The organism is Corynebacterium sp. sy039, from assembly GCF_007904105.1.
GTDB lineage: Bacteria > Actinomycetota > Actinomycetes > Mycobacteriales > Mycobacteriaceae > Corynebacterium.
Window position 1 is genome coordinate 594,255 of record NZ_CP042325.1, and the last position, 25,552, is coordinate 619,806.

Consider the following 25,552-nt stretch of genomic DNA (forward strand, 5'->3'; position numbering starts at 1 on the left):
AACTAAAATTAACCTTGTCGTTTTTTAACCTAATGCGTGTCGACTTTTGGCAAGAATGACGGGGATAGGCGTAAACTGTACTGCCTTAGTAACTTCATGATGAAAATGCCAATCGCACGAAAGCATGGCTGCTCCGTGTGAGTGCACTGAAGATGATGAGAGTAAAAATATCAAAATAGATAGAGGTGAAATAAAAAATGCCTGTCGGTAAAGTGAAATGGTATGACGCAGAGCGCGGGTTTGGCTTTGTGAGCAATCCAGGCGAAGAAGACTGTTTCGTGAGCAAACAAGTTTTGCCACAGGGCGTAGAAGAATTACACGCTGGTCAGCGCATTGAATTTGATTTTGCTGCTGGCCGTAAAGGACCGCAAGCCTTGAGAGTGAAACTGCTTGATCCTATCAAACCGCCAAAAGCTCAGCATAGATATTCCACCGAAGAATTACATGGCATGATTGCAGACTTAGCGACGTTACTTGAAACACGTGTGCAGCCAGCTTTGTTGAATGGGCGTTATCCAGAACGCAAAGAAGCACGACAAATTGCTAGCATTTTACGTGCAGTTGCAAAGGAACTTGATGCTTAGCTGCAAAAATAATCAAACAAACTGCACCTAGAAGACGGCAGTGTGCATTCGCCATAACATGAATGCACACTGCTACTTGTTTGTTTGCGCCGGTGCTGGAGTGGTTTCAGCAGTAAGTTTCTGGGCATTTTCTGTATTGATGGACCACGTTACCGTATAAGCGGTTTCTTCGCCCTGAGCATTTTTTGCAACAAAAACCGAGGACACCTCCGCGACGAGTAAATGAGAGCTAGCAGAAGTGTTGCCTGCTTTGGTTTTTCCTTCTTGCGGTTTAACTGATCCAGCTATGTCCACGCTACTTTGTTCATTAGCGCCATAATAGAATTGGTCGTTGGCCGTAGGATCATCATAAATTGTTAGAAGTGACCAGTCATGATCAGAAATGCTTTCGGGTACTTCAATACTAAGCGTGTCATTTTCTTGAACGTCGAGTGTGGTCACTGTTTTTTCTTCGCACTCGGCATCTAATTCACAGATGGAGTAAGGCGTAACGTCGACAGTACGATTACCTACTTTTGCAGTAATCGTTATTTCTTTTGGATCTGGTCCAGGACGTGATTTCCACCAGTTTTGGAATACAATCGAGGCGCCCACGAGTACCACGACGGCGCAAATCAGGAGAGCGAATTGCTTGAAATTTTTGCGTTTTGTCTTACGACTGACCATATGTTCATCCTAGTTGCTAGTTGTCGTTGGCGGTAAAACGAACTTCATAGAGAGTTTTCCACCGCTTTCCTGTGATATAGAAGTGATCAGTTCCAGGAATATGCGCAATCCCATTGAGAACGTGATTAGGGTCTGGCTCAGCGGTATTAGGCACAGTAGAAGCGTCGATTACTGCTGTTACTGTCCCAGTACGAGCATCAATGCGCACAATGTCAGTGCTCGTGAAAATGTTTGCATAAATATCGCCTCCTTCTTTATCTCCTGTGGCGGTCGGAACGCACTCTAGCTCATTGAGCTGCGACACCGGCTCATTGTTTTTGCGCACAGTGATCCTATCTATTTCAGCAAAAGTGTGCGGATCAAGCACTCGTAAAATAGCGCTACCGTCAGAAAGAATCAGTCGATCGGAAAAAGCACATAACCCCCAGCCTTGACCAGGTAATTCCACTCGAGAAATTTCAGCTAAGGTACTCGCGTCGCGTTGAATGGCAACATTATTTTTCCAAGTCAGTTGCCATATGGTGTTCTCAAAACGAGTAACCCCCTCACCAAATAGTTCTGGTTCAAGAGCATGACTATCACGCTGGTTTCCAGATAAATCGCTGCGATAGATTCTGCTTTCCCCATACCAACCTGTGCCCACTAATAACTCATCATCCATTACTTCCAGACCTTGAGTAAAAGAAGTCTCATCAAAAGGAAAAGTGTTGATAATTTCAACTCCAAGCTTGTCGACGCTTTCTCGTGCGCTGTGGGCAGCACAAGAGTTGAGCAGGAGCGTCGGTAAGCATAGGAAACCGACAAGTATTTTTCTATTGCGCATACTTATTATCATGCCATTAGAACTTCTGAGGTTAATGAGCAATAATGAATGAGTGTCAAGTAGACGAAAACAAAAGATAAGAAATACGGGGGTTCTTGTCGGCGCACGTGCAGTAAAGGTTGCTCGCAATGCTTTGGCGGAATTAGGTGAAGGAGAAGTAGGCGAGCACATTGGCATTGGGCATATTGGTCCGCATGAGGCAACACATCGGTTTCGTGCCCATGTCAGCGGTTACCGTGGGTGGGAATGGAATGCGGTTATTGCTTGTGCAGAAGGTAGCAACTATATTACGGTCAGTGAGGTTGCGCTAGTTCCAGGTAGAAGTGCCCTACAAGCACCTCGATGGATTCCTTATGAACAGCGAGTACGCCCAGGAGATTTAGGGCCAACAGACGTACTACCACCGCGCCCTGACGACGAACGGTTAACTGAAGAGGAATCGCAGAGTGTCTTAGACAGAGGAACACGCAAAAAACTTACGCCCGCTGGTTTGTCAGCAGCTAAAACTCGGTGGGTCAAAGGGAAATATGGTCCTGATTCCGATTTTGCTGAACACGCTAGTTTATATTGCAAGACCTGCGCTTTTTTCATTCCTATGCCTGAACCCATAGGTGCGCATTATGGCGTATGTACTAATGAGTTTTCTGCCGACGGGCACGTTATCCATCATTCCTATGGTTGTGGTGCACATTCTGATACCCCACCTGAACAACCGCTTGGACATAATGGTGCAGAAGCATTTGATGACGAACAACCATTAGATATTAACTTTGCGGATAGCACGGAAGTAGACGAAGAACAATCCATTTTTTAAGACTGGTTTCTACTTTTGTCGGCAGGTTCTTTAGAATAAGACACACAATTTATTTTGTTTCTCAGTGTCTTTATCGTTCTATTGTCCTATTCGTTTTGCCTTTCATATTTGTTCGTATTCTAGGGAGCACTTATGTCTACACCAGTTAATTCTCGCACTGCACCTGCAGCGCAGCACAAAAATACTAGCGCACTGGATCGCTATTTCCGCATTAGCGAACGCGGTTCCACAATAGGAACAGAAATACGCTCCGGCATCGTCACATTCTTCGCAATGGCCTACATCATTATCCTCAATCCACTGATTTTAGGCACCAGCGCAGATATCAACGGCAAAACCTTAGGTGTTCCCCAAGTAGCAGTTGCCACTGCTCTTGCCGCAGGCATCATGACCATAGCTTTTGGGCTTATCGCACGCTATCCCTTTGGTATCGCCGCAGGATTGGGCATCAATACTTTAGTAGCGGTCACCATGGTGTCTACTGAAGGATTGACATGGCAAGAAGCAATGGGGCTTGTGGTACTAGATGGTATCGTCATTGTCATCATGGCTGCATCAGGATTTCGTACTGCAGTCTTTCGAGCTATCCCACAACCGATGATTGCGGCAATGAGCGTGGGTATTGGGCTATTTATCGCATTCATCGGTCTTGTTGACTCCGGTTTTGTTCGTCGCGTACCTGATGCTGCACATACCACAGTTCCGGTTGGACTAGGCGTCAATGGTTCTATTGCCTCCGTACCAACATTGGTGTTTGTTATCGGCTTGTTGCTATGCGGCATTATGGTAGTGCGTAAAGTACGTGGTGGATTGTTTATTGGTATCGTTGCTACCACAGTTATTGCCATGATCCTTGAAGCACTTACCGGTGTGGGCTCCTCCGCAGATAACCCTACAGGTGGCTGGAACTTAGCAGTGCCCAAAATACCCGAGAGTTTAGGATCATTACCTGATCTCAGCATCGTTGGTGATGTCTCCCTCTTTGGTTCTTTTGCCAGAATAGGTGCACTATCTGCGACGTTGCTCCTTTTTACGTTGGTTCTTGCGAATTTCTTTGACGCAATGGGAACCATGACAGCCCTAGGGAAGCAGGCTCAATTAACTACCGACGACGGCACTCTACCCGATCTTAAGAAAGCTCTTATCGTCGAAGGCTGCGGTGCAATAGTCGGCGGTAGTGCTTCTGCTTCTTCTAACACAGTATTTGTTGATTCTTCTGCGGGTATCGCTGATGGTGCTCGCACTGGACTAGCAAATGTGGTTACCGGAATTTTATTCCTTTTAGCAATGTTCCTAACCCCGCTGTACCAGGTTGTTCCTATTGAAGCAGCTGCTCCAGTGCTCGTTATCGTGGGAGCACTGATGATTTCTCAAGTACGCGAAATTGATTTCACACAATTCCACATTGCACTGCCTGCCTTTTTGACGATCGTCGTGATGCCTTTTACTTATTCCATCGCCAATGGAGTGGGTGTTGGTTTTATTACTTTCAGCATTATGGCAGTAGCTGCTGGAAAAGCAAAAGAAGTGCATTGGATTATGTGGTTAATTTCTGCACTGTTTGTGGTATTTTTTGCCGTTGATCCGATTATGAACCTTGTGAACTAAAGGAAACTGATACCTGTGCTACCTAGCGTGCAAATGAGCCATGTGAGTGATCCTGAGGATTCGCGCCTAGATGATTTTCGGAATCTCAATCACTCCGATAATCGACCAGATCTTCCCGACGGGAAAGGACTCATCATTGCTGAAGGACCACTGGTGGTGGAGCGGCTGCTCTTTTCCCGTTTCCCAGTACGCGCCCTCATTGGTTTTCCCAGCAAGCTCGATTCTTTTCTAGAACACGCACATATTCGAGAATATCTTAGTCAGCACAACATCGCTGTGCATAGTCTGGAACGGCACACATTGGCACAGGTTGCTGGGTTTGATATGCACCGAGGGTTACTAGCAAGTGCGCAACGTGTACCCGAATTAGCACCGGAAAACATTATCTCCCAAGCACGCACCGTGGTTGTGTTAGAAGGTGTGGGGGATCATGAAAATATCGGGGCCATTTTCCGCAATGCAGCAGGCATGGATATTGACGCGGTACTCTTTGGCAATGGTTGCGCAGATCCGCTTTATCGACGCGTGGTGCGGGTATCAATGGGACACGTACTGCGCACTCCCTTTAGCAGCTTTCCTGGAAAGCGTTTTGGTTGGCAAACTCACTTAGCGCAACTTCGCGACGCAGGTTTTCACTTGGTGGCACTCACACCTGATCATCAAGCAGTACACATAGCTGATGCCATTGTAGATGCACAGGGTAAACCATATGACAAAGTGGCATTTATTGTTGGTGCAGAAGGACCTGGTTTAACCGGGAAAACTATGCGTGCGGCAGATGTTAAGGCGTGTATTCCTATGGCAGGTGGTACTGATTCGCTTAACGTAGCTACCGCTGCTGCCATTGCTTTTTATGAGCGTCAGCGTAGTTTACGCACCTAAGAGCTAGGGGTTGTGGTATCGCCTTCATCGGGGGTTAGCTCTGGTGCGGAGTTATGATCCGAACTGCTCCGGTCAAGGTGTTTGAGTTTATTCTTAAGCCTTCCTACTAATTGTTTTGCTTTGCCGGCATAATGTTTGGCGTTACGCCCTACGCGTTGTGCAGCAGCTAAAGACGCGACTGCTAATTGAGTAAATTCATCACCAGTAGAACTAGAAGTATCGTCGGATGGGGTATAGTCCTGAGCTGACTCTTGGTCTGTGTCTGCTTCGGCGCGTAGATGCGTTGGAGTGGTATGTGGCGGAGTGGTGTGCGCAATTTTTGGTTCTGGGCGACCGTCTACGGCATAAGCAACGATATTGATATCGTCGCCTGAGTGCGGATCAAAACCTAACCACTGTTGTTCAGCTTCATGCACTAAATCAATTGGTACAAAGGGCAGTGCAATTCCGCCTTGCTGTTCGGCTCGTTCACCTGCCCAGAAAGGAGTCTCAAAGGATTCAGGAACACCGAGATCCTCATGAACTCTATCGCGTCGGGCACAGAAACTGCGTCGAAGTTGTCCACCTGACCAATGGGCAAAGCCACCTAATCCGGTGTCTGTATCCATGGAAAAGGCATAGACATCTGCGGCAGGCAGTGAGGTCAATAGGGCAGGGTCTAATTTTGATAGTTGCTCGTGATTCTCAATGACGGTTTGCACGATGGAAATGCCGGGGAAACCAGCGATGTAGAATTCACCTGCTGAGGCAGTGGCTGAACGATTTAGTGCAAATTGCCCAATGAAAGTGATCGGAAATTGTGGGTTGAGCTGTGCTAAGTATTTGCGCCCAAAACCTCGATCAGCCTTAGGGCACGTGGCAATGACTTTTTTCGGATCAGCAGTTGTAACAAACCACAAGGTCACCACACCTTGTGGTTTGTATTCTTCGTGATTACCTGAAAAATCAGTCATTAGTTTGCTTCCTAGTAATTATTTTCGGGGGCGTTTGGTGTTTGCTCGAACTCCGAGTAATACGTCTTCCCAATGTGGAGTTACTGCTTTCCGACGACGTTTCGTTGCAGGCTTAGTATCAGGGTGCTGCAAAAACTCACCGCTTTGCATTTCCACTGTGTCTGCAGTGCTAGCGGAGGCTTTGTCTTGGTTTTTTGGGTTGCTATCGCTAGAAGAAACCACAGGAATATCGTCACGAGTGCGTTGTGTGGCAGGCACATCATTTTCTGCTGCGGAATCTTCGTCGGTAGTAGAAGAGATGGGAAGCGGGCTTAGGGTACGTACTGGTCGGGCAAGATCAGGGTCGGTAAGATCAGCTGCCATTCTGTTGCGTGCCACAGCGGTAGCGCTGCTCATGCCGTGGCGCAAATAGGACCATTCAGCACTATTTTCACTCAATCCTGCTTTCCAACTTACCTTTACAACCCATTGGCCAGCACTGTCGCGGTAGGCATCCCAGGTGCAGGTGCTTAAATCAACATCTCGAGCGGCAAAAGCGGTAGCGAGTATTTCCCAAAGAGTTAAGGTAGCTGGACCATCGTCGCGTACAGGATGAGCTTGTTTTGCCATCTCTGCAATGCGCGCGCGTTCTAAGAGCACAGGATGTGCATAGGGTTCAATGCGAGAAACGGTGACATCATTTTCTTCAGCAACTTGCTCAATAGTTGCACCCTGGCGAATGCGATCTTGAATTTCCCGTGGACGCATTTTTAATGGAGTGGAAAGGCGTGGATCTACCTCGCGTTGTGGTCGGGTATTTGAGCCTGTTGATGATTGAGTGGGGGTGGCAGCAGTAGAGTCAGACTGTGTGGATACTGTGGCTGCCTCAGATGTTGCAGACGTTGTAGATGATGTGGATACTGCCGTGGCATATCCTTGTGGAACATTGTGTTCAGCCTCGGTTGCTGCTCCCGCATCGGTAGCAGCAGCGGGAGTTTCATGTGATTCGACGGGGGTGTTTTTCTCTGGAATACGTGCAGTATCAGTGGTGGCTGTGTCACTGAGGAGAATATCGCGGAGGGAATCATCGACTGCGAAGAAGAACTGCTCTGTGGTGTCTGTGGCGTTTTTTATGCCAAAGACCAGAGAAGATCTTGTTGATTCCTCACTAATGAGGACGAGTTCTCGCATATATTCTCCTTAGGAAATACAAAAAGTGCTTGCTATCACTCTAACGTAAAGGTAGAGCTGGTGCAGCAAGCACTGTGTTTATTGGCTTAAAAAATCTTATTTATTTTTTGGCGTATTCTCCATCGAGTACAAAATCAAGGGCTTGAGTGAGCTTTTCGACGTCCACGGTATCAATTGCTGGGAACATACCAATACGCAACTGATTGCGTCCGAGCTTGCGATAAGGCTCAATATCGACAATGCCATTTGCGCGTAGTATTTTTGCAAGCAATGCAGCATCAATTGTTTCATCAAAATCAATAGTTCCCACTACTAAGGAACGCTTTGCTGGATCACTGACAAAAGGTGTTGCTTCAGCTCGTTGCTCGGCCCAAGAATAAAGTGCCTGAGCATTAGCGCGAGTGCGCTCAACCATTCCAGATAGACCACCATGTTCGTTCATCCATGCGATCTGATTATCTAGCATGAGTAAAGAAGCCACAGCAGGGGTATTGTATGTTTGATCCTTACGTGAATTTTCTACAGCGGTTTGTAGATTAAGGAATGCGGGAATGAACCGATCGGATCTATTGATTTTTTCAATACGCTCGAGTGCTGCCGGGCTAAAGGCCGCCAACCATAGTCCTCCGTCGGAGGCGAAGCATTTTTGCGGCGAGAAATAATAGGCATCTGCGTCGCTCATGGTTACTGGAAGACCACCAGCACCTGAAGTGGCATCAATAACGATAAGGGCACCTTCTGACCCTGTTGGTCGAGTAACTTCCACCATAGCGCCGGTAGAGGTTTCATTATGTGCCCATGCGAGGACATCGCACCCTGCTAGTGCAGTTGGTTCTGGAGCGTCCCCGGGAGCTGCTTGGATGATGGTTGGGTCATCGAGCCAAGGGGCGTTTTGTGCGGCTTTGGCAAATTTTGCTGAGAACTCACCAAAACTTAGGTGACCTGATTTTTTCTCTATCAGTCCGAAAGTGGCAGCGTCCCAAAAAGCGGTAGCGCCACCGAGGGAAAGGACAATTTCATATCCCTCAGGTAGCTGAAAAAAGTCGTTGAGTCCTTCTCTAATACTGCGTACGACATTTTTTACTGCTGGTTGGCGATGTGAGGTGCCCATAATATGAGTGGAACCCTCGACGATTGCCTGAATCTGTGCGGAGCGCACTTTAGAAGGACCGCAGCCAAAGCGTGGATCTGCGGGAAGTAGCTGGCTGGGCAAGGTGGGGTAGGTGCTCATAGTGTTCTGCTTTCCTGTCTGGAGGGGGTTCAATTTTCCTTTTTTGATGATGTGTTAAGTCTAGAACTAGAGATAGTCGATAGCGAAAAGTATGGGATAGTTATGCATAAATACTGAACCGTTGTGACCATATCGGGGGTATTGCTTGGGGTAGTAAGGCTGTCAGAGAAGACCGGGATAAAGCCACGGGAACTCTTGTAGTTTGTGTCACATTTTCTGCTACACTGTGCGATAAGTCTGTGACTATTTGTTCGCGATATTTCTCATAATTAAAGGTCAAGGCTTTGGATCTGGTTCCAAGTAAGACCAGAAGAAAATATGCTCCGTCGGCAAGCGGTCATGGATATAACTTCATATTTTTCTTCGCACCGCACTGTGTGCACCATGTGTGCAGTGCCAGAAAGGGGTGAGTATCTCTTATGAACTAGCCCTAATTTTAATCTGGTGAGAAAATAGGAAAAGTGCCTCAATATGTAAATGCGTGAATACGTATGTATTGCATACATTGTGTGTTGTTGAGGTGGATAACTTCGTTAGTTAAAAAACTGAACTGAAAGGGAAGTCATGGCTACAGAGAACCAAGACAAAGCTGTTCTTCACTATCCTGGTGGCGAGTATGAGATGCCAATCATCAAATCCACAGAAGGTTATGATGGAGTAGCTCTTGGCAATATGCTTGCAGAAACCGGTCTTGTTACATTCGACCCAGGCTATGTAAGCACTGGTTCAGCAGAATCAAAGATTACTTTCATCGACGGTGATGCTGGTATTTTGCGCCACCGTGGCTATGACATCGCTGACCTTGCTAAGAACGCAACCTTTAATGAGGTTTCTTACCTACTTATCAAGGGTCATCTACCTACCACTGATGAGCTCCGCGCGTTCAATGAGGAAATTCGCCACCACACCTTGCTCGATGAAGATTTTAAGGCGCAATTTAGCATTTTCCCACGTAATGCTCACCCAATGAGTGTATTGGCGTCGTCAGTCAATATCCTTTCCACCTACTACCAAGATCAACTTAACCCACTAGACGAAGAGCAGCTTGACAAAGCAACAGTACGTCTCTTGGCGAAGGTGCCAATGTTGGCAGCTTATGCATACCGCGCTTCTAAGGGTGCGCCGTTCATGTACCCAGACAATGCACTCAATGCACGTGAGAACTTCTTGCGCATGATGTTCGGTTACCCAACCGAGGACTATGAAGTAGATCCAGTTGTGTCCAAGGCACTCGATAAGCTATTGATCTTGCACGCTGACCACGAGCAGAACTGTTCTACTTCCACTGTTCGTATGATTGGTTCTGCACAGGCAAATATGTTTGTTGCTATTGCCGGTGGTATCAATGCGTTGTCTGGTCCGCTTCACGGTGGTGCAAACCAGGCAGTGCTAGAGATGCTTGAAGAAATCAAGGCTAATGGTGGCGATGCTACTGACTTCATGACTCGCGTGAAGAATAAAGAAAAGGGTGTTCGCCTCATGGGATTCGGACACCGTGTGTACAAGAACTACGATCCACGTGCAGCAATCGTCAAAGAAACCGCACATGAGATTCTTGAGCACCTCGGTGGCGATGAGTTGCTTGATCTTGCACTCAACCTAGAGGAAATTGCGCTTAACGACGACTACTTCGTTTCTCGTAAGCTCTATCCAAATGTGGACTTCTACACTGGTTTGATTTACCGCGCTATGGGCTTCCCAACCGATTTCTTCACTGTATTGTTTGCAATTGGACGTCTACCAGGTTGGATTGCTCAGTACCGTGAGCAGCTTACTATGACCACAAAGATTAACCGTCCGCGCCAGATTTACACCGGCGAGGCATTGCGACCTGTTACCCCTCGTGAACAGCGCTAATACGGTATCACTGATTAGTTGATTTGTGTCATTAATCTCTAATTTTTAGGGTTGCCTTGGTAGTCCGAGCATATCTTTTCCCTCTAAAATGGTAAAGGTACGCTCGGACTTTTGTTTTTTATACCTCAAAATGATCAAATAATCGTCCGAATTTTCGTGAAAAACATACAGCAAGGAGTTGTGTGACGTATGGAAAAGCCGCATATTGATAAACCTGAAGGTCCAGCACCAGAAGATATCGTTATCTACGATATCGTTGAAGGAGATGGTCCAGAGGCTCAACCTGGTGGCTTGGTAGAAGTGCACTATGTTGGTGTGGACTATGAAACCGGTGAAGAATTTGATTCTTCATGGGATCGTGGTCAAAGTATTGAATTTCCTTTAGCAGGTCTTATCGCTGGTTGGCAAGAGGGCATCCCTGGTATGAAGGTTGGCGGACGTCGCCAGCTTATCATTCCACCAGAGGCGGCATACGGTCCAGCAGGTGGCGGTCATCGTTTATCTGGTCGTACGCTCATTTTCGTCATTGATCTTCTAGGTGTTGGCGCATAGCAGGGCGTCGGTCGTTAAAGTAACCCATGAAAGGTGCAGCTACATTGGCTGCACCTTTAGCCTCTTTAGCGAGTAGCTAAAATATCCTCAACGAGTTTCTCGTAGCGGGCAAAACGCGCGCTGCGACCAACGCGTTGAGGATTTTCTTTAAGCATTTGGAGACAATCACGTAGGTGCTGCAGAACCATTTGTGCAAAAGTATGTATCTCATCTGAACCATAATGTTCGCAATCCGGTTCCGGAATAATCTCGTCAACGATACCATGCTTATAGAGCGCCTGTGCCACAACGTGCTGCTCATCCATCATCTCAGGAGCATGGGTGCTATCGCGGTACACAATAGCCGATGCACCCTCAGGCGGGAGCGGACTAAGCCAGCCATTGCTCATGCTCAGCGTACGATCGGCAGGTAATAGTGCAAGTGCACCACCGCCACAGCCCTGACCGAGAATAAGTGAAATAGTAGGCACATCTGCACTGACAAGATCGCCAAGGGTGGCAGCAATGCAGCGCGCAATTCCAGATTCTTCGGCACTAGCAGATAGCTCAGCACCTGGAGTATCTACAACAGTAATAATCGGTAGATTGAGCTGCTTGGCTAAAGCAATGCCGCGCCTGGCGCATTGCAGAGCTGCTGAATCTAATTCAGTGTGTGCGTGAGGGGGCTGAGCATGACGATCTTGAGCAATGATAACGACGCATTGATCATCAATTCTGCTCAGCAGTACGCGGATAGCAGGAGAGGTGAGTCCGCTTTCGGTTCCGGAAAGAGCAATGATATTGTCGTCGCCAAGTGCTGCGAGTATCTGGCTGATTCCTGGTCTGTCGATACGTCGAGTAGCACTGATTGCTGCCCAGGCATCTTTTGGTGGTGTGCTCTGCATCGGTGTGTAATGATGCGGTGCGGAAGAATGCGTTGTGGTGTTTTCTTGAGAGCCAAGAACAATCGTGGCAATTTTTTTAATCGAAAAGCGCAGTTCAGAAGGGGAAATAACACCGTCGATAATGCCTTTATTTGCTAGATTCTCTGCTGTTTGCACTCCTTCTGGCAAGGACTTGCCAGTAACTGCTTCGACAGCACGCGGTCCTAAGAAACCGAGTAGCGCGCCAGGCTGGGCAAAAGTGAAATGCCCTGCAGCTCCCCACGATGCCATAACACCACCTGTGGTGGGGTGGCGTAGATAGACTAAATAAGGCAAATGAGCATCCTTGTGCTTATAGATTGCTGCCGTAATGGATACCATGAGCACAAAGGCAGGGGTTCCTTCTTGCATACGAGTACCACCAGAGCTAGGCGAGATCAGCAGCGGCAGTTTTTCTGCAGTGGCACGGTGAATAGCGTCAATAATGCGTTGCGCGGTGGCAGCCCCGACGGATCCGCCCAGGAAATCAAACTCACTTAGCACTAGAGCGACGCGTTGTCCAAACACTGTGCCTTCGCCTGTGATAACTGCTTCGTCATAACCGGTTTTTTCCTGAGCTTTTTCTAAAGAGCGAGCATAGCTTTCTGATATGCGACCATGCCGTACTGGCGTGGACCAGGAAATAAAGGAGTTTGGGTCTAGTACATCATTTATTAAGTCTTGGGCACGTGTGTGGTTCATAGTAATGACTGTAATGCCCATGAACGGAAAAGTTTTCGTTTTTGGCAGCGATTTTCCTGATAACAGTGTTCAATGGAAATATGACTGAAACGCTACCGCACACTTTTGCTCATGACCAATATGCTGACCAATATGTTCGAGTTGAACAAAAAGGAAAAATTTTGCTCATCACTCTTGATCGTGATGAACAACGTAATGCCTTGAATGCACAGATGTGTCAGTGCATTGCTAACACTATTGAACGCGCCGGGGTGCGCGCACAGGAAGATGACTCCATAAGGCTTGTGGTGATTCGTGGCGCCGGGAAAGCATTTTGTGCTGGGGCAGATTTGGGATCGACCAAAGAGCAAGCCGCGACGAACAGCGGTGGTGTATATGGTGGAGGATTCCATGATGCTTTGTGGGCTATGTTGCGTGCTTGTGTCAATGCGCCGATTCCTGTTGTGGCAGATATTCATGGTCCCGCTGTTGGGGCTGGCAGTCAGCTGGCACTTGCTTGTGATGTGCGTATCGTGGGGCAGCGGGCATGGTTTAAGGTTCCTGCTGCTGAACTGGGTTTTGCTTTAGATGCTTGGACGATTAATCGTGCGCGCGAGTTACTTGGTGGGGCTGTGGCTCGTAATATGTTGCTCGCTGCTACCACAATAAGTGCGCAGCAAGCAGTGGAAAGTGGTTTTGCTCTTGCTCAAGCCAGTGAGGAAGAAGCATGGGGGATCGTCGAAAAGCTCAGTGAACTTGCTCCGTTGGCGGTGGCGCAGCTTAAAGGAGTGCTGAATGCGGGCGATAGTTCTTATGCTTTCGACGCCAACCAACAGGAAAAATACCAGCAATGTTGGGATAGCGCTGATGCTGCTGAGGCGAAGGCTGCGCGTAAAGAAAAACGAGCACCAGTTTTTGAGCGACGCTAAGTGCCCACGAAGGGGACAGGGGGCTAGGGGGTGGATTTGGTGCGAAGTTTGTGCAGCTAAAGTGGGTGAATGGGGGTAGGGGGCATTATTTTAAGTGGACATAACGCATTACGTCTTTGTAAAAATTTGTGAGGCAGGTAACTTTCTATAAGGTGAACGTGCTGTATGACATTTTTGAGCAAAAGTTCATCACGTCAAAGTGCATAGTGTGCACGCCTAGTCTTTCCATTATGTCCGCAAAAGAGAGGATCTGATATGAGTGCTGCTGCGCCAGACCCTACGCAACGTCATCAGCCCACGGCGCAAGAGTTCCGTGAGATGCAGACAAGTAAAGAGTTTGTTGATCTTAAGAAAACATTTCGAGCATTTGCGTTCCCTATGGCAATCGCATCTTTCCTTTGGTATGTGTGCTATGTGCTGACCGCAACCTTTGCATCGGATTTTATGGCGACACCAGTGTTTGGAACGGTAAATATCGGTTTCATCTTTGGTTGGGCACAATTCCTTACCACATTCATCATTACGTGGATCTACATCAAGTTTGCTAATAAGAATCTCGAACCGCGTGCTGCGATAATTCGTCAGAAGATGGAAGGCTAAGACATGATGACTACCTATCTTGCCGCAGGATCCTCTGCAAGTAACCCCATTCTTAACATTTGTGTATTTTTGGCATTCATCGTGGTCACGATGACAGTTGTGCTTCGGGTCGGAAAGAGCACAAAAGAAGCCTCTGATTTCTATACCGGTGGTGGAAGTTTCTCCGGTCGTCAAAACGGTTTGGCTATCGCAGGTGATTACCTTTCTGCTGCCTCTTTCCTTGGTATCGTTGGCGCAATTGCGATCAATGGTTACGACGGCTTCTTGTACCTCATTGGCTTCTTCGTGGCATGGATTGCCGCATTGCTTTTGGTGGCTGAACCATTGCGCAATGTGGGCCGGTTTACTATGGCTGATGTGCTTTCGTTCCGCCTAAAGCAAAAACCAGTGCGTGTTGCTGCAGCTTTTGGTACTTTGTTCGTTTCTTTGTTCTATCTCATTGCCCAAATGGCTGGTGCCGGTGCATTGGTTGCGGTGCTCCTTGACCTCCACGGACGTCTTGCGCAATCCATTGTTGTTGCTGTGGTCGGTATTATCATGATTCTCTATGTGCTCATCGGTGGTATGAAGGGAACCACATATGTGCAGATGATTAAGGCGGTCTTGCTTGTTGGCGGTGCTTTAATCATGACTGTTCTTGTGTTTGTCATGGTAAAAGGTGGCTTCTCTTCACTATTAGATAAGGCTGTTATGACGCATAGTGCTTCGGAATACCTTGCGCATAAAGGCTATGAGGCGTCTCAGATTCTTGAACCTGGTCTGAAGTACGGTAAGACTCTCACCACCAAGATTGACTTTATCTCTTTGGGTATTTCCTTGGTGCTTGGTACTGCTGGTTTGCCACACGTGCTCATGCGGTTTTACACCGTGCCTACTGCTAAAGAGGCGCGTCGTTCAGTAACGTGGGCAATCGGAATCATCGGTGCGTTCTACCTTATGACTTTGGTTCTTGGTTATGGTGCGGCTGCTTTGGTTGGTCCAGATCGCATTTTGGCAGCACCTGGTGGGGCAAATTCTGCGGCACCATTGCTTGCTCTTGAGCTTGCTGGTCCAATTTTCATGGCGGCGATCTCGGCAGTAGCTTTTGCGACGGTACTGGCCGTGGTTGCAGGTCTGGCGATTACTGCTTCTGCTTCAGTTGCGCATGATATTTATGACGCAGTGATTCGCGATGGTAAGTCTAGCGAGGAAGAGCAGGTTCGCGTTTCTCGGATCACAGTTATTGTGGTCGGTATCGCCTCGATTATTCTTGGCATTTTGGCGATGGAACAAAATGTTGCATTCCTAGTATCGCTGGCGTTTGCGATTGCTGCTTCCGCAAACTTGCCGACGATCCTTTACTCCCTTTACTGGAAGCGCTTTAATACCTTGGGAGCGGTAAGTTCTATCTATGCTGGTTTAGGGTCTGCGCTTGTTCTTATTTTCTTCTCGCCAGCAGTGTCGGGTGCGGAAACATCCATGTTCCCTCATGTTGATTTTGCGTGGTTCCCACTCACTAGCCCTGGTTTAGTGTCTATCCCATTAGCATTCATCGCGGGTTATATCGGTACTCTCGTTGGAAAACCAGATAACCTCGACGATCTACAAGCTGAGATGGAAGTACGGTCACTCACCGGTGTCGGTGTGGAGGCACCAGTAGATCACTAAGCTGTAGATATCGCTAAAACCCCAGTTCCTGTGTTGAACTGGGGTTTGTTGATGCTAGGGGCGGATTGGGAGTTAAACCGGTAACCACTGACCCCAATCTTTGGCATAGACATTGTTGACATCTACAATAACGCCACCAACATTGCGCTGATAGTCAGCTACTTGATGGATGGTGACTCGAGGGTGAATAAGCCCACGAGAACCCCAATCATGTTGCCAGAAGAAACTGCCAAGACCATCGCGAATAGCCCAATCGATAGTGTTGTAATTTCCGTAGATCCCCAGTTGATAATTTGATTGTGCCAATAGCACATTAAATTGCTGCAAATAAGGACGGATGAGTGTGGTGTATTGTTCTCTGCTCGGGTTGTCGTCGATAGCGACGTAGATGGGGCGGTGCAGTGGACCACCTGCTTTGTGGTGAAAATCGATTGCTTGTGGAGCGTGTATAAGTGCGCCGGCTGCACCTGATTTCCAGTCTGCAGTCGCCTCTTTGCCGAATTGGTAAACCGAAGCGGTGGCTAGACCGAGGGCTGCATTGTTTTTGGTTTCGGTTAGGGTAACGGGTTTGCCGAGCATCCATGATTCAGTGCCGGGACGACGACCAGAAACATAACGAACCGTACCACTATGGCCAGCCGCTTTGATGGCTTGTGCGTCTGGTACTCCAGCCGCAAAGTCAATGACAGTGCCCAGGATTTTATCTGGTGCTTGTGCCTGTGCATGAACGCGGGGCGACGTTGCGGCTAATGCTGCGCTGCTGCCAAGAGTAAAAGCCGATGCTTTGAGGAAACCTCGGCGATTAAGGTGCGGGGACATAAAGACTCCTATGCTTCGATAATCTGGTGGTGGGCGATTACTTGAATGCCACAGAACATCAACAGTCACGTTAGTCTCATTGGTTATGTATTGCCACTTTGGTTGTTTTGGAGGTGGGGATGGCGAAGATGTGTTCTGGCATATCTGGCGATTATATGGTTATGATGAGAAAGGCTTTTAGGTTTTTCTCAGCTTTGTGTGGTTGAGGGGAATTGGGAAAGTGTTTTTGTTCTTTTTCCTAGGAGAGAAATAATGTTGTTGAATCGTTTTGCTAAGCGTGCTGCGGCGGTTGCTGCCGTAAGTATGCTTGGTGCGGGTTTTCTATCCCCCCCCCCCTCGGTATTAGCAGGTAACGGTGGTACGGAAGAGTATCCAGTCCATAATAATACCTTTGGTTTTTGGGGTGGTGCGAACTGTGACACTGGTTCTACCTGTGTGAAACAAGTGGGGGATGAAACACAGGTCACGTGGCAAGTGCAATTGTCACCACTGGTTTTTTCTCAGAATCACGTCCAAACTACTCGTGGTGCGCAGATTATGATCCCATCTACTGTGAAAGATGTGTCGATCAAGCTCACGCATATGCCTGATATTTACATGCGACCAGTTGATGATGGCACAGGGGATCTTGAGGGAACTCAGTGGGAAGATGCGGATGGTAATCCATTACCTGAAGAAAATATCATTACCGATAAGAATGATAGTTATGTTCCTGCCAAGGCGGTGGACTATCAGGTTCCGATCGTTGATTCGATAGCAGAGCTTACTGATAATGACACGTATAAAGTGTCGTCGTTTGTGAAGAATCCTGATGGTTCTTTGAGCAATGCACCTGTATCAGAGGAGTCGGGAGAGAATTCATACGGGGTTCAGCCTTCGTCTTTTGCTGAGCAGCCTGATTGGGATTTCTACCAAATCGGCTTGAACACAGTGGGTGTTTATACCTTTGAGGTCACTGGTACTGTGGAAGCGGTTGGTGATGATACGTATGTGCCGATTCGTGCTGAGAATATGCTGTGGAAATGCTCTGCTGAGGGTGGTGGACCTGGTAGTTATGAGGGAGGTTGCGCGAGTCTGAAAGATTATGAGTGGGGTCTTACTGGTGAGTTGCCTCCTGTCACTACCAAAGAGCAGTCTGAGGAAACGCGTAACAAGATCGTCGAACTATATAAGAAGCAGGGAAAAATTGATGGTTTGACTGGTGTTGGTGCGTGTGCTGTGACAGCAGATATTGATCGTTTCGATACGATTGGTAGTGATATAGAGCCGACTGTTGATGGCAAGCATGGTGCTTACGCACAGGAGTTTCATCTTCGCTTGAATCCTGCGGTGAGGTATTATGGTCCGCTTAATGGTGCTGAGGATAACTGTGATCAGGGTTTCCAGCATATTACTCTTTGTCCTGATGAGGAGACTGAGGTTCCACCTAGCAAGGAGCCTGTAGAGTCTGAAGAGCCACAGGAATCTGAAGAGCCTACTCCTTCTGAAGAAGAGGAGGTTGGTCCTGCTAAGCCTTCTAAAGAATCTGAGGAGCCTACTGCTAGCGAGGAATCTGGGGAGTCTGGGGAGCCTACATCGTCTAAGAAAATGCAGGAGCCTGGAGAACCTATTTCTAGTGAAGAACCTGTTTCTTCTGAGAGTAAGTTTGTACCATCTGCTCAATCTGAGCAGGGTAAACCTGCTGAGTCTATGCCAGAATCTAAGCCAGAATCTAAGCTTGAGTCTAAGACTGTTATCGCTGAAAGTGTGAAGGATAACGTCGCTAAGCAGGCTAAGACTGTAGCGAAGAAAGACCGTCCTAAAGTAACTACGGGTGGTCATCTGCGCGTAGCGTAATTTTTGTTTCTTAAGTTTTTTAAGAGTCCTGGCACCATTGGTGCTAGGACTTTCTTTATGTCTTGGGTTATGATGGGAAACGCTTTTAGGTTTTTCTCAGCTTTGTGTGGTTGAGGATGGCTTGGAAAGTGTTTTTGTTCTTTTTCCTAGGAAGAAAATAAGAGGAAATATGTTTTTACAACGTTTTGCTAAGCGTGCTGCGGCTGTTGCTGCCGTAAGTATGCTTGGTTCGGGTTTTCTAGCCCCCCCCCTCAGTATTAGCCGCTGGTCCTGTCGGTTCTGATGATAGTGGCTCCCAGGGCAGCGATGCTCATAATGTTCTTGGTTCGTGGGGTGGTGCGAACTGTGACACTGGTTCTACCTGTGTGAAACAAGTAGGCGATGAAACACAGGTCACCTGGCAAGTACAACTATCACCTTTGGTGATGGATGAAGATCACATCCAAACCTCTCGTGGTGCGCAAATCATGATCCCATCCACAGTCAAAGATGTGTCGATTAAGCTGACACATATGCCTAATGTGCAATGGCATAGAGGTGATGCCGCTCAGGGGGAAGACCCTGAGAAAACTTATTGGGAAGATTTGGATGGTAATCCGCTACCTGAAGAAAAAATCATTGGGTGGCGTAATGATACTTATGTTCCTACCAAAGAAGTAGAGTACCAGGTTCCGATCGTTGATTCGACGGCGGAACTAACAGATAACGACACGTATAAAGTGTCGTCGTTTGTGAAGAATCCTCATGGTTCTTTAGCTGATGATGAAAAGGGAAGGTATGGTGTTCAGCCTTCGTCTTTTGCTGAGCAGCCTGAGTGGGATTTCTACCAAATCGGCTTGAACGCGCTGGGTGTTTATACCTTCGAGGTCACCGGTACTGTGGAAGCAGTCGGTGAGGATACCTATATTCCGATTCGCGCGGATAATATGTTGTGGAAGTGTTCTGCTGAGGGTGGTGGACCTGGTAGTGTTGAGGAAGGTTGCGAGGGGCTAAAAAATTACGAGTGGGGTCGTACTGGTGAGTTGCCTCCTGTTACTACCAAAGAGCAGTCTGAGGAAACTCGTAACAAGATCGTCGAACTATATAAGAAGCAGGCGAAAGTTGATGGCTTGACTGGTGTTGGTGCGTGTGCTGTGACAGCAGATATTGGTCGTTTTGACACTATTGGTGCTGATATAGAGCCGGCTGTTGATGGCAAGCATGGTGCTTACGCACAGGAGTTTCATTTTCGCTTGAATCCTGCGGTGAATTATTATGGTTCGCTTAATGGTGATGAAGATAATTGTGACCAGGGTTTCCAGCATATTACTCTTTGTCCTGATGAGGAGTCTGAGGTGCCGCCTAGTGAAGAGCCTGTAGAATCTGAAGAACCAAAGCCTTCTGAAGAAGAGGAAGTTGGTCCTGCTAAGCCTTCTAAGGAAACTGAGGAACCAACTGCTAGCGAGGAACCTGGGGAGTCTGAGGAACCTACATCTTCTAAGAAATCACAGGAGCCTGGAGAATCTACTTCTAGTGAAGAACCTGTTTCTTCTGAGAGTAAGTTTGTACCATCTGCTCAATCTGAGCAGGGTAACCCCGCTGAGTCTAAGCCAGAATCTAAGCCTGAGTCTAAGCCCGCAGCTAAGACCGTTATCTCTGAAAGTGTAAAGGATAACGTCGCTAAGCAGGCTAAGAGCGTTGCGAAGAAAGACCGTCCTAAAGTAACTACTGGTGGTCACCTGCGCGCTGCGTAGTCGCAAAGATATTCCGTGAAAGCTCCTACGCTTGTAGGGGCTTTTCGTTTTCTCGTGATTTTCTTTGCCAAAAATGAGCTATTAACTATTTTTGCCCATCCTCATCCTCGTGGCAAGGATGAATCCGCTAACCAATATGGGGAAAGAAAGCAAGAAAAGCATATTTTCCATCCCAATCGTCTCGAGCGTTACCCCTGCTAATGCCGACCCCAAGGGAACAAGGGCGAGAGAAGCAAACCAATCTATGCTGATGACTCTGGCTAGTAAAGTGTGAGGAACATTCTTCTGCAGAAAAGTTGCCCAATATATATTTCCTATGGTCAGAAATATGCTTGATAGTAGAAACGACAAGATAAACGCAATGGTGCTCTTAAAGAGCAGTTCTACCAGGATATTTTGACTTCTATTAGTGTAACAATTGCTCTATTGCTCGATCTATTCGGGCAATAATTGTTTCGCTGGTGAGTATTGGCATAGTTTCTGTTTCGGTGAAGTCTGTCGTGTTGGTGGCTACGGCAACATTGATGACTTGTGCGTGAAGATTAACACCGACAGCTCGAAGGTGATCTATGGCTGAACCACTGAACCGACCGCCTCCGTGAGCCATCACTGCTACAGGTTTATTTTCCATTAAAGAGATATTGACATGATCAATTATTTTCTTTAATCCTGAGGAATATGAACCATGATAGATGGGAGTGATCCATACAAAGGAGTCTGCTTGTCGTACTCGGTGGCAAAAATCACGCACACGCGGATCTGCTGAACCCTCTGGGTTGCGGTGATCGATTGGATTATGCATCGGAAGATCCAAAGTGGATACCTCGATCAGATCTACTTCTTGCCCTCGGTCAGTGAGCCGCTTGCCGACGACGTGTGCTAGGGCAGAAGAATAAGAACCGATACGGTGACTGCCTGCCACAATCATTGTGCGCTGGCTGTGATGCTTAGCATTGTGAGTTGAGTTTTCCTGCATGATTTCTCCGGTGCATGATCTGTGAGTTTCGTACTTAAAATTTTAAGCTAGCACTTTCTGCTTTTTTTGCCATTTTAGCCTCTTCATTACTGAAAAAAATTAAGGTAGGATTAACTAAGTTTCTCGCAGATTGCGAGGTGTGCACCAAGGGTGCGATAAGAACAAGGAGACTGCATAGCGATGAAGAAACCAAGTACATGGTATGCACAACGAGGCTCTAAGCGTGCGCTTATTGCTGCTTTATCTAGTTGCGCATTATTACTAGGTGCGTGTTCTACCAACACCGCAGAAAACTCATCCAAACAACAAGAGTCCACCGCGGCAGAAGCGGGAGAAAATGTGGCGAGCTTGGGTTTGGGTGACGTCGATACGCTATTAGCGTTAGGAATTACCCCTAGTGTGTTCGCTGCATGGGTTGAGGATAGTGATAGCCCGAATGGGCTTGGTCCTTGGGCAGCAGATGATCTGCCGAAAGATAAAAAACCTGAGGTGCTCTATGGTACCGGTACTGGTTTTACCTCGGAGCATTTGCAAAAAATTGCGGCAGCTGAACCCAATACTATTGTTGCGGTGAATGCACAGGTAGATGAGGACACCAAAGCAAAATTAGAAGCCATTGCTCCTGTTACTTACCATGACAAGCAATATAAAGATTGGCAGGTTCCGTGGCGTTCACAGGTAGAGAGCGTGGCGCAGGCGGTCGATAAGAAAGCAGAAGGCAAGGAACTTATTGCGAAAACTGAGCAGTCGCTTAAGGGATTCCGAGACAAACACCCTGAACTTGCTGGGAAGAAAGTTGCCATTGGGCTACCATATAACGGTCAGCTCAGTCTCTACACTGATGCTGATGGGCGTGGAGCTTTGCTTGAAGAATTAGGGTTTGAGGTTCCTGAGGAGTTCAATGAGCGCGCTCAGGATAATTTCTACTTTGAGCTTTCTCCGGAAAACTACGACGTACTGGAGTCGCTGGATTATCTATTTATTTTGTCCTATGACAATAATGAAGATGAGCTAAAAAAGAACCCGGTATATGCAAATCTGAAGTTAGTGCAGGAAAACCGGGTGTTCTTTATTGAAAAACAGCTCGGTAATGCCATGAGCACTCCGAACCCACTGAGTATTCCTTGGTCGGTGGAAAAACTTGATGCGTTGCTTGCACAGAATACAACGTCTTAAGCTCTCATGATTGTTAGCTCCTAAGGTCATAACCGCTACAGGTTATGACCCTATTTTTCCGCTCCTACTGCGTGTGATTCTAATTCGGATTGGGTCTGCTCTGGTTGCGTTGGTACCACAAGCGGACCTCCTGTAACAGGGTCTGCGACGACGATAGCTGAAAGCCCAAAAACTTCTTTCAATAAACCACTCGTGATCACGTGCGCAGGCGTTCCTGTGGTGATGATCTGCCCATCTTTCATCACAATCAGGTGATCGGAATAGCGAATCGCCAAGTTCAGGTCATGAAGAACCATCACTATTGTTTTTTGTTCCTGGGAACGCAGCCGTCCTACTAATTCCAGGATCTCAATGGAGTGGGCGAGGTCTAAGTAGGTGGTGGGTTCGTCGAGGAAAACAAGGTCTGTATTTTGGGCTAGGACAAGAGAGATCCATACTCGCTGCCGTTGTCCTCCTGAGAGGGAATCTACTGTGCGCTCGGCTAGGTGATCTGTGTTGGTGAGTCTGAGTGCTTCAGTTACTGCTTGTTGGTCTTCTTTATTCCACTGGCGATACCAGGATTGATGCGGGTGGCGTCCTCGGGAAACAAGATCAGAGACTAGTAACCCTTCAGGAGCAAGAGGGGATTGCGGTAATACACTGAGAGTTTTAGCGATTTCTTTGCGGCTTAGGGTGCTTATATCCGTGCCGTCGAGCGCAATAGTTCCTGAGGTTGTAGGCAAAAGCCGTGACAGGGTGCGCAGTAGCGTTGATTTACCGCATCCATTAGGGCCAATGACTGTGGTGACAGCTCCGCGTGGAATATCAACATCGAGTGTGTTAATGATTTTTTCTTTGCCGTAGCCAGAAGAAATACCGCGGGCACTGATGCGGGCAGCGGAGGTAGCAGGAGAGAACGGAATACTCATGATGCGTTGACCTTTCGGTTAGAGCGAATGAGAAGATAAATAAGGAACACTCCGCCAATCGCAGAGGTAAGAATACCCACCGGGAGTTCTTTGGGAAACACTGTTTGAGCACATAGATCAGCAAAAATAAGCAAGAAAGCGCCACTGATCATGGAGCCGAATAGTGGGGGAGTAGCCAGTCCGCTGAGAGTGCGGCTGATATGGGGGGCGACGAAAGCCACAAAACCAATCGGCCCACTGGCTGCCACTGCCAAAGCTGCCAACAGAACAGAGAGAACCAGCAGGCAGAACTGCGAAGCAGTAACGTTATTGCCTAATCCGCGGGCAAGATCATCACCCAGCACTAAGATACGTAGCTGGTGCGCAATCCACGTTAGTAGCAGAATCACTACGGGCAGTACCCATAACAACCAACTGATACGGCTCCATGAAGCAGAGTTGAGTGAACCATTAAGCCAGAAGGTTGCGGCGGTGGCGTCGTTAATATCAGCGCGGGTCATAATCCACGTGATATACGCCTGCAACAGGGCGCTGACAATAATACCGGTGAGGATCAATCGGAAAGTATCAATTTTGCGCTGAAAGCTCATAATCCAGATCACCGTGGCAGTGAGCATGGCACCCAAAAACGCAGCAATGGGAATGCCCACCCCGGTAAGCCACGCAATGAGAGCACTGGTGGTGCCAGAACCCAGCACGATGATAGTCACCGCTGCTGCGGAAGCACCCACTGTGATACCCAGAATGTCTGGAGTTGCTAAGCCATTGCGGGTGAGTGACTGTGTTAAGGCGCCAGATAATCCCAGGGCAGCGCCAATAATGATAGCTGCAACACTGCGTGGGGCGCGCCATTCCAGCACCACCATGCGCTCAATGCGGGTACCACCGCCGAAAAACACATCCAGCACCCCATGGGGAGTAATAGGGTAATCACCGATCGTGATAGAAACAACCAGCAGAATGAAAATACCCACCGCAAGTACAGCGTTGATCAGCACAAGCCGTGGGCGCAGTAGCCCAGAAAAAACTCCAAGAGTGACGGGGTGCTGCCGTTTCGTTGAAAACATGCGTAGAGGAGTGTGCATCAGAGTTTCACCACCTTACGTCGATACAGCAAAAAGAGGAACACAGGTGCTCCCACAAAAGCAAGCACAATACCTACTTGTAGCTCCCCAGGCCGTGCGACGACGCGCCCCACAACATCAGCAGCTAACAACAACACTGAACCTGTCAGTGCTGAATACGGAAGAATCCACCGGTAATCAGGGCCAGTGATCGCACGAACAATATGGGGAACCACTAAACCAACAAAACCAATAGGGCCAGCTGCCGCAGTAGCTGCCGCTGCCAGCAGAGCAATGAGTGCCATGCCAATGAAACGTTGACGTCCCACATTAACCCCCAAGGACTGGGCAGTATCTTCCCCTAGGTTAAGAAGATTAAGGGAGGATGCAGTGCTAAAAGCGGCAATCACACCAAGCACAATAAAAGGAGCAATCCCCCAGGCCACAGATAGTTCCCGCCCTGAGAGAGCGCCCGCTGTCCAAAAACGCAGGTGATCCAGACTGGATTGATTACTCAGAATGAGAGAAGAAGTAATAGAAGAAAGGACAGCTGCTAAGGCAGCGCCACCGAGAATCAGCGTTAAAGGGTTCATGGATCCTTTGCCCACAGAGGCAAGACCAAAAACCAGCATGGTGGCAGCAATGGAACCAAGGAAAGCAACCACGACTGTTGCCTGCATTGAACTAATACCAAAGAAGGTGAATCCAAGGACAACAGCCAGAGAAGCTCCAGAGGAGATACCTAAAATACCGGGGTCAGCCAAAGGATTGCGGGTATGCCCTTGCACTAAGGCGCCGGCAACACCCAAGGCTGCGCCCACAAATATGCCCAGCACGGTGCGAGGGTAGCGCAGGTGAGAGATGACGGTGGCGTTATTATCAGTGCTTTCTACCTGCCCAGATTTAATTTGTTGCCATGCGTCGGGCAAAGCGTGTATGAGCGTATCCCATGTCATATATCGTGCGCCAAAGAGAAAGCTCAAGATAATCATGAGGACTAGCAGTAGCACAAGGATGAAAAAACCAATGACTCGACGTCGATAAAGCGAAAGTGTCGTCGTATGCTTTTTATGGGGCATTAGGTAGGTTTCCTTGAATAAAAATTAATTATCTTAACCTAACCTATTAAAGCACCTATGCT

Annotated in this window: 23 protein-coding genes and 1 pseudogene; 13 read left to right on the plus strand and 11 right to left on the minus strand. The window is 47.8% G+C overall.

Annotation, left to right across the window (positions count from 1 at the left end; genetic code table 11):
• Positions 1-197 precede the first annotated feature (197 nt).
• Positions 198-584 carry a cold-shock protein gene (locus tag FQV43_RS02625; protein ID WP_144274202.1) on the plus strand — a complete coding sequence of 129 codons (387 nt, stop codon included), beginning with the start codon at positions 198-200 and terminating at the stop codon, positions 582-584.
• Positions 585-656: 72 nt separating this feature from the next.
• On the opposite strand, the gene FQV43_RS02630 is transcribed toward FQV43_RS02625, so the two are convergent.
• Positions 657-1,250: a DUF2771 domain-containing protein gene (locus tag FQV43_RS02630; RefSeq protein WP_146338676.1), complete on the minus strand. Its 594-nt coding sequence runs from the start codon at positions 1,248-1,250 to the stop codon at positions 657-659.
• A 16-nt stretch (positions 1,251-1,266) separates the two neighbouring features.
• Positions 1,267-2,073, minus strand: coding sequence for a glutaminyl-peptide cyclotransferase (locus FQV43_RS02635; RefSeq protein WP_246846941.1), 807 nt, complete (start codon positions 2,071-2,073; stop codon positions 1,267-1,269).
• Between the two features lie 52 nt (positions 2,074-2,125).
• Between FQV43_RS02635 and FQV43_RS02640 the strand changes: the two genes are divergently transcribed.
• From FQV43_RS02640 to FQV43_RS02650, 3 genes are all read left to right on the plus strand, one after another.
• The gene (locus FQV43_RS02640) at positions 2,126-2,887 is read left to right on the plus strand and encodes a DUF3027 domain-containing protein (RefSeq protein ID WP_168195024.1); all 762 of its coding nucleotides are present in this window, start codon (positions 2,126-2,128) and stop codon (positions 2,885-2,887) included.
• A gap of 132 nt (positions 2,888-3,019) precedes the next feature.
• Positions 3,020-4,495 (plus strand): NCS2 family permease, encoded by a 1,476-nt coding sequence (locus FQV43_RS02645; RefSeq protein WP_144274208.1) that lies wholly within the window; start codon positions 3,020-3,022, stop codon positions 4,493-4,495.
• A gap of 33 nt (positions 4,496-4,528) precedes the next feature.
• Positions 4,529-5,377, plus strand: a complete 849-nt coding sequence (locus FQV43_RS02650; protein ID WP_146340359.1) for an RNA methyltransferase — start codon at positions 4,529-4,531, stop codon at positions 5,375-5,377.
• On the opposite strand, the gene FQV43_RS02655 is transcribed toward FQV43_RS02650, so the two are convergent.
• The 3 genes from FQV43_RS02655 to serC all read right to left on the minus strand — a co-directional run bounded on the left by FQV43_RS02655 (position 5,374) and on the right by serC (position 8,731).
• A complete protein-coding gene (locus FQV43_RS02655) occupies positions 5,374-6,330 on the minus strand; it encodes a hypothetical protein (RefSeq protein WP_210415253.1) in 957 nt (318 codons plus the stop codon). The genes FQV43_RS02650 and FQV43_RS02655 overlap by 4 nt on opposite strands.
• Before the next feature lie 18 nt (positions 6,331-6,348).
• A complete protein-coding gene (gene sepH / locus FQV43_RS02660; RefSeq protein WP_146338682.1) occupies positions 6,349-7,500 on the minus strand; it encodes a septation protein SepH in 1,152 nt (383 codons plus the stop codon).
• Positions 7,501-7,600: 100 nt separating this feature from the next.
• Positions 7,601-8,731, minus strand: coding sequence for a phosphoserine transaminase (gene serC / locus FQV43_RS02665; protein ID WP_146338685.1), 1,131 nt, complete (start codon positions 8,729-8,731; stop codon positions 7,601-7,603).
• A gap of 564 nt (positions 8,732-9,295) precedes the next feature.
• Here serC and FQV43_RS02670 point away from each other — a divergent pair.
• Together FQV43_RS02670 and FQV43_RS02675 are read left to right on the plus strand one after the other, a co-directional pair.
• Positions 9,296-10,588, plus strand: coding sequence for a citrate synthase (locus FQV43_RS02670; RefSeq protein ID WP_144274214.1), 1,293 nt, complete (start codon positions 9,296-9,298; stop codon positions 10,586-10,588).
• A 189-nt stretch (positions 10,589-10,777) separates the two neighbouring features.
• Positions 10,778-11,140, plus strand: coding sequence for an FKBP-type peptidyl-prolyl cis-trans isomerase (locus FQV43_RS02675; RefSeq protein WP_144274216.1), 363 nt, complete (start codon positions 10,778-10,780; stop codon positions 11,138-11,140).
• 65 nt (positions 11,141-11,205) lie between these two features.
• Here the strand turns inward: FQV43_RS02675 and FQV43_RS02680 are convergent, their stop codons facing one another.
• On the minus strand, positions 11,206-12,744 hold the full coding sequence (locus tag FQV43_RS02680) for a carboxyl transferase domain-containing protein (RefSeq protein WP_146338688.1): 1,539 nt from the start codon (positions 12,742-12,744) through the stop codon (positions 11,206-11,208).
• An 80-nt stretch (positions 12,745-12,824) separates the two neighbouring features.
• Here FQV43_RS02680 and FQV43_RS02685 point away from each other — a divergent pair, with 80 nt between their 5' ends.
• From FQV43_RS02685 to FQV43_RS02695, 3 genes are all read left to right on the plus strand, one after another.
• A complete protein-coding gene (locus FQV43_RS02685) occupies positions 12,825-13,652 on the plus strand; it encodes an enoyl-CoA hydratase (RefSeq protein ID WP_146338691.1) in 828 nt (275 codons plus the stop codon).
• 318 nt (positions 13,653-13,970) lie between these two features.
• A complete protein-coding gene (locus FQV43_RS02690; RefSeq protein WP_144274932.1) occupies positions 13,971-14,252 on the plus strand; it encodes a DUF485 domain-containing protein in 282 nt (93 codons plus the stop codon).
• Positions 14,253-14,255: 3 nt separating this feature from the next.
• Positions 14,256-15,899: a cation acetate symporter gene (locus FQV43_RS02695; protein WP_144274222.1), complete on the plus strand. Its 1,644-nt coding sequence runs from the start codon at positions 14,256-14,258 to the stop codon at positions 15,897-15,899.
• A gap of 78 nt (positions 15,900-15,977) precedes the next feature.
• Here FQV43_RS02695 and FQV43_RS02700 read toward each other — a convergent pair.
• Positions 15,978-16,718, minus strand: a pseudogene (locus FQV43_RS02700) (glycoside hydrolase domain-containing protein); the annotation flags it as partial.
• 252 nt (positions 16,719-16,970) lie between these two features.
• Between FQV43_RS02700 and FQV43_RS02705 the strand changes: the two are divergent.
• The 3 genes from FQV43_RS02705 (at position 16,971) to FQV43_RS02715 (ending at position 20,488) form a co-directional block, all read left to right on the plus strand.
• Positions 16,971-18,554, plus strand: a complete 1,584-nt coding sequence (locus tag FQV43_RS02705; protein WP_146338696.1) for a hypothetical protein — start codon at positions 16,971-16,973, stop codon at positions 18,552-18,554.
• Positions 18,555-18,919: 365 nt separating this feature from the next.
• Positions 18,920-20,287: a hypothetical protein gene (locus FQV43_RS02710; protein WP_146338700.1), complete on the plus strand. Its 1,368-nt coding sequence runs from the start codon at positions 18,920-18,922 to the stop codon at positions 20,285-20,287.
• Positions 20,288-20,302: 15 nt separating this feature from the next.
• A complete protein-coding gene (locus FQV43_RS02715) occupies positions 20,303-20,488 on the plus strand; it encodes a hypothetical protein (RefSeq protein WP_146338703.1) in 186 nt (61 codons plus the stop codon).
• Positions 20,489-20,693: 205 nt separating this feature from the next.
• Here the strand turns inward: FQV43_RS02715 and FQV43_RS02720 are convergent, their stop codons facing one another.
• Complete coding sequence (locus tag FQV43_RS02720) at positions 20,694-21,263, minus strand: NADPH-dependent FMN reductase (protein ID WP_146338706.1); 570 nt, start codon at positions 21,261-21,263, stop codon at positions 20,694-20,696.
• A 180-nt stretch (positions 21,264-21,443) separates the two neighbouring features.
• On the opposite strand from FQV43_RS02720, the gene FQV43_RS02725 reads away from it, so the two are divergent.
• The gene (locus tag FQV43_RS02725; RefSeq protein WP_144274234.1) at positions 21,444-22,439 is read left to right on the plus strand and encodes an ABC transporter substrate-binding protein; all 996 of its coding nucleotides are present in this window, start codon (positions 21,444-21,446) and stop codon (positions 22,437-22,439) included.
• 50 nt (positions 22,440-22,489) lie between these two features.
• Here the strand turns inward: FQV43_RS02725 and FQV43_RS02730 are convergent, their stop codons facing one another.
• Genes FQV43_RS02730 through FQV43_RS02740 form a run of 3 tightly spaced genes read right to left on the minus strand, consistent with a single transcriptional unit; the run spans position 22,490 to position 25,490 of the window.
• On the minus strand, positions 22,490-23,347 hold the full coding sequence (locus tag FQV43_RS02730; protein WP_144274235.1) for an ABC transporter ATP-binding protein: 858 nt from the start codon (positions 23,345-23,347) through the stop codon (positions 22,490-22,492).
• Entirely contained in the window at positions 23,344-24,432 is a 1,089-nt protein-coding gene (locus FQV43_RS02735) for an iron chelate uptake ABC transporter family permease subunit (RefSeq protein WP_146338709.1), read from the minus strand. Before FQV43_RS02735 ends, FQV43_RS02730 begins: the two co-directional genes overlap by 4 nt.
• Positions 24,432-25,490 carry an iron ABC transporter permease gene (locus FQV43_RS02740; RefSeq protein WP_144274239.1) on the minus strand — a complete coding sequence of 353 codons (1,059 nt, stop codon included), beginning with the start codon at positions 25,488-25,490 and terminating at the stop codon, positions 24,432-24,434. Before FQV43_RS02740 ends, FQV43_RS02735 begins: the two co-directional genes overlap by 1 nt.
• Positions 25,491-25,552 lie beyond the last annotated feature (62 nt).

What these genes read in the sequence shown, in the direction of transcription:
- FQV43_RS02730 (WP_144274235.1), bottom strand. Translation starts at nt 23,347, where the DNA reads ATGAGTATTCCGTTCTCTCCTGCTACCTCCGCTGCCCGCATCAGTGCC.
- FQV43_RS02740 (WP_144274239.1), bottom strand. Translation starts at nt 25,490, where the DNA reads ATGCCCCATAAAAAGCATACGACGACACTTTCGCTTTATCGACGTCGA.
- FQV43_RS02645 (WP_144274208.1), top strand. Translation starts at nt 3,020, where the DNA reads ATGTCTACACCAGTTAATTCTCGCACTGCACCTGCAGCGCAGCACAAA.
- FQV43_RS02630 (WP_146338676.1), bottom strand. Translation starts at nt 1,250, where the DNA reads ATGGTCAGTCGTAAGACAAAACGCAAAAATTTCAAGCAATTCGCTCTC.
- serC (WP_146338685.1), bottom strand. Translation starts at nt 8,731, where the DNA reads ATGAGCACCTACCCCACCTTGCCCAGCCAGCTACTTCCCGCAGATCCA.
- FQV43_RS02735 (WP_146338709.1), bottom strand. Translation starts at nt 24,432, where the DNA reads ATGCACACTCCTCTACGCATGTTTTCAACGAAACGGCAGCACCCCGTC.
- FQV43_RS02720 (WP_146338706.1), bottom strand. Translation starts at nt 21,263, where the DNA reads ATGCAGGAAAACTCAACTCACAATGCTAAGCATCACAGCCAGCGCACA.
- FQV43_RS02655 (WP_210415253.1), bottom strand. Translation starts at nt 6,330, where the DNA reads ATGACTGATTTTTCAGGTAATCACGAAGAATACAAACCACAAGGTGTG.
- FQV43_RS02675 (WP_144274216.1), top strand. Translation starts at nt 10,778, where the DNA reads ATGGAAAAGCCGCATATTGATAAACCTGAAGGTCCAGCACCAGAAGAT.
- FQV43_RS02625 (WP_144274202.1), top strand. Translation starts at nt 198, where the DNA reads ATGCCTGTCGGTAAAGTGAAATGGTATGACGCAGAGCGCGGGTTTGGC.
- FQV43_RS02690 (WP_144274932.1), top strand. Translation starts at nt 13,971, where the DNA reads ATGCAGACAAGTAAAGAGTTTGTTGATCTTAAGAAAACATTTCGAGCA.
- sepH (WP_146338682.1), bottom strand. Translation starts at nt 7,500, where the DNA reads ATGCGAGAACTCGTCCTCATTAGTGAGGAATCAACAAGATCTTCTCTG.
- FQV43_RS02725 (WP_144274234.1), top strand. Translation starts at nt 21,444, where the DNA reads ATGAAGAAACCAAGTACATGGTATGCACAACGAGGCTCTAAGCGTGCG.
- FQV43_RS02635 (WP_246846941.1), bottom strand. Translation starts at nt 2,073, where the DNA reads ATGCGCAATAGAAAAATACTTGTCGGTTTCCTATGCTTACCGACGCTC.
- FQV43_RS02670 (WP_144274214.1), top strand. Translation starts at nt 9,296, where the DNA reads ATGGCTACAGAGAACCAAGACAAAGCTGTTCTTCACTATCCTGGTGGC.
- FQV43_RS02685 (WP_146338691.1), top strand. Translation starts at nt 12,825, where the DNA reads ATGACTGAAACGCTACCGCACACTTTTGCTCATGACCAATATGCTGAC.
- FQV43_RS02695 (WP_144274222.1), top strand. Translation starts at nt 14,256, where the DNA reads ATGATGACTACCTATCTTGCCGCAGGATCCTCTGCAAGTAACCCCATT.
- FQV43_RS02650 (WP_146340359.1), top strand. Translation starts at nt 4,529, where the DNA reads ATGAGCCATGTGAGTGATCCTGAGGATTCGCGCCTAGATGATTTTCGG.
- FQV43_RS02680 (WP_146338688.1), bottom strand. Translation starts at nt 12,744, where the DNA reads ATGAACCACACACGTGCCCAAGACTTAATAAATGATGTACTAGACCCA.
- FQV43_RS02705 (WP_146338696.1), top strand. Translation starts at nt 16,971, where the DNA reads ATGTTGTTGAATCGTTTTGCTAAGCGTGCTGCGGCGGTTGCTGCCGTA.